General features: G+C 69.1%; 2 protein-coding genes. One reads left to right on the forward strand and one right to left on the reverse strand.

Annotated elements, in window-relative coordinates; translation table 11 throughout:
* Positions 1–2,089: collagen-like triple helix repeat-containing protein (locus O1Q03_RS39850; RefSeq protein WP_269511620.1), on the reverse strand; the 2,089-nt coding region annotated here is incomplete at its 3' end.
* Positions 2,090–2,447: 358 nt separating this feature from the next.
* On the opposite strand from O1Q03_RS39850, the gene O1Q03_RS39855 reads away from it, so the two are divergent.
* Complete coding sequence (locus O1Q03_RS39855) at positions 2,448–2,846, forward strand: carboxymuconolactone decarboxylase family protein (protein ID WP_175836368.1); 399 nt, start codon at positions 2,448–2,450, stop codon at positions 2,844–2,846.
* Positions 2,847–2,956: the final 110 nt, after the last annotated feature.

Here is a 2,956-nt window from a genome sequence, read left to right on the forward strand (position 1 = left end):
CGGGGCTGGCCGTCGCGATGGCGCCCGCACCGCCGGCCGGCGTCGTCAGCGCACCGGTCAGCGTGCCGACCGGGCCGTTCGTCAGCGCGCCGCCGAGGCCGCCGGTCAGGCTGCCGCCCGGCGTCGTGACCGTGCCGGTGAGGCTTGCGCCGAACGGCGTCAGCGAGCTGACGAGATTGGTGACCGGCGCAAGCAGGCCGCCGACGCCGGAACCGCTGGTGCCGTTGGTGCCGCTCGTTCCGCCCGTGCCGCTCGAACCGAGGCCGCCGAGCGCACCCGTCACCGAGCCGAGCAGGCCGGAGATCGGCGCGAGCGGGCCGCCGCTCGTGCCACTGGTACCGCTGGTGCCACTGGTGCCACTGGTGCCGCTCGTTCCGCTGGTGCCGCTCGAACCGACGCCGCCGAGCCCGCCCGACAGCGAACCGAGCAGGCCCGTGATCGGGGCGAGCGGGTTCGTGCCGCTGCTCGAGCTGCCGCTGGACAACAGGCCGCCGGTCGACGTCACCGTGTTGCCGAGCTGGCCGGTGGAGGTGCCGAGTCCGTCGCCAACGGGGTTGCCCGTGGCGCCCCCGACGTTCGAGCCGGCCAGGCCGAGGCCGCCGCCGAGCGTGCCCAGCAGGCCGCTGAGCGGGCCGCCGAGCAGGGTCGCGTCGCCGAGCGTCTGCGTGGCGCCCGGCTTCGTGACGCCGCCGGTCAGCGTGTTGGTGATCGGGTTGATCACCGTGCCGACCTGCGTGCCGAGCTGCTGGACCGGCGTGCTGTTGAGCGCGGTGTTCAGGTCCGACGCGGTCGAGTTGACCGTGCCGCCGACCGTGTTGACGAGGGCGCCGACGAGCGACGTCACCGGCGAGAGCGGCGACAGCGGGCCCGAGCCGAGGCTCGTCACTGCGTTGCCGAGGTTGTTGACGGCGCCGCCGGTGCCGGTCAGCAGGCCGGTGGTCGACGTCAGCGTCGGGTCGAGCGGGTTCGCCGACACGCCAATCGAGCCGAGACCGGCCGCGACGCCGTTGCCGAGCGACTGCACGCCGTTGCCGAGGCTGGTGACCGCGTTGCCGACGCTGGTGGCCGTCGTCGGGTTCGTGCCGGGGATCTGCACGCCGCCGATTTGCGCGCCGCCGGTGGCGATGGTCGTGCCGAGCGCCGCGACGAAGTTGCTGGTTTTCTGGACGACGTTGCCGAGCGGGGTGACGCTGGTGCCGGAGGTGCCCGAAGTACCCGAAGTACCCGAGGTGCCCGAGGTGCCCGAAGTGCCCGAAGTGCCCGAAGTGCCCGAGGTGCCCGAAGTGCCCGAAGTGCCCGAAGTACCCGAAGTACCCGAAGTACCCGAAGTACCCGAAGTACCCGAAGTACCCGAAGTACCCGAAGTACCCGAAGTACCCGAAGTACCCGAAGTACCCGAAGTACCCGAAGTACCCGAAGTACCCGAAGTACCCGAAGTACCCGAAGTACCCGAAGTGCCCGAAGTGCCCGAAGTGCCCGAAGTGCCCGAAGTGCCCGAGGTGCCCGAGGTGCCCGAAGTGCCCGAGGTGCCCGAAGTACCCGAAGTACCCGAAGTACCCGAAGTGCCGGAAGTGCCCGAGGTGCCCGAAGTGCCCGAAGTGCCCGAAGTGCCCGAAGTGCCCGAGGTGCCCGAGGTGCCCGAGGTGCCCGAAGTACCCGAAGTACCCGAAGTACCCGAAGTGCCCGAAGTGCCCGAAGTGCCCGAAGTGCCCGAAGTACCCGAAGTACCCGAAGTACCCGAAGTGCCCGAAGTACCCGAAGTGCCCGAAGTGCCCGAAGTGCCCGAAGTGCCCGAAGTGCCCGAAGTACCCGAAGTACCCGAAGTGCCCGAAGTACCCGAAGTGCCCGAAGTGCCCGAAGTGCCCGAAGTGCCCGAAGTGCCCGAGGTGCCCGAAGTGCCCGAGGTGCCCGACGTACCCGAGGTGCCGGACGTACCGGAGGTGCCGGACGTACCGGAAGTCCCCGAACTACCGCCCGTGATCGGCTTGATCGTCGGCGTCGGCCCGTCGACGGAGCCGCAGCCGTACAGCGTGAGCAATGACAATACAGCCAGCGATACCGTCGTTTTCTTTATTAAGTATTGATGCATGGTGCCCTCGACATTGGAAGTGTGCCGAGCCTCAACTGCAAATTCCGCGCCATGACCGGTCCCGAGAAATGCTCGCGTGCTTTGTTGCAGAAATCGGGAATTTACGCGCGATTTAACGGCGATTTGACGATTTCACTGGCGGTGCGGGCGCGTTATGCCCGTGCTGCCGCAGCGGTGTTCCCGACGCGCGCCGTAACGCACGCCCGGATGTTACGTAGCGTTCGACTCGCGCACGGCCGGGTCGCGACGACGCGGGCGCCGCGCCTTTGACGAAACGCCTGCATGCCGCGAACATGACGCGAATCCACTCGGCTGCCGCACCCGCGCGAGCGGCGACGACATCGAACAGGACACGGACATGAGCGAACAGGACAGGGAACAGGGCAAGGCCCGACGCACCGACGTGATGGGCGAAGCGTTCGTCGAGCGTGCGATGCGCGATCTCGACGGCTTTTCGCGTCCGCTGCAGAACTGGCTGAACGAACATGCGTGGGGCAGCACGTGGCAGCGCGACGGGATCGACCTGAAGACGCGCAGCCTCTGCACCTGTGCGATGCTGGCCGCGCTGGGCCGCAGTACGGAGCTGAAGGGGCACGTGCGCGGCGCGCTCAACAACGGCGCGAGCCTTGTCGAGATCCGCGAGGTGCTGCTGCATAGTGCGCTGTACGCGGGCGCGCCGGCCGCGGTCGAGGCGTTCCGCAGCGCGCGCGAAGTGATCGCGGAACTCGGGCTGTCGCTACCCGACGACGAAGCGTGATCGAAGCGCGCCGTTGATCGCGGCGCGCCGCGCGGTCAGACGTCGGACGATGTGCACGGCCCAGCACGGCCCAGCGCGGCCCAGCGCGGCCCAGCGCCGCCCCCGGCGCG

Origin of the sequence: Burkholderia sp. IMCC1007, from assembly GCF_027257875.1 — a bacterium.
Classification (GTDB): Bacteria; Pseudomonadota; Gammaproteobacteria; order Burkholderiales; family Burkholderiaceae; genus Burkholderia.

Excerpts from the sequence above, each read along its gene's own strand:
- O1Q03_RS39855 (WP_175836368.1), top strand. The coding sequence starts at position 2,448 with ATGAGCGAACAGGACAGGGAACAGGGCAAGGCCCGACGCACCGACGTG.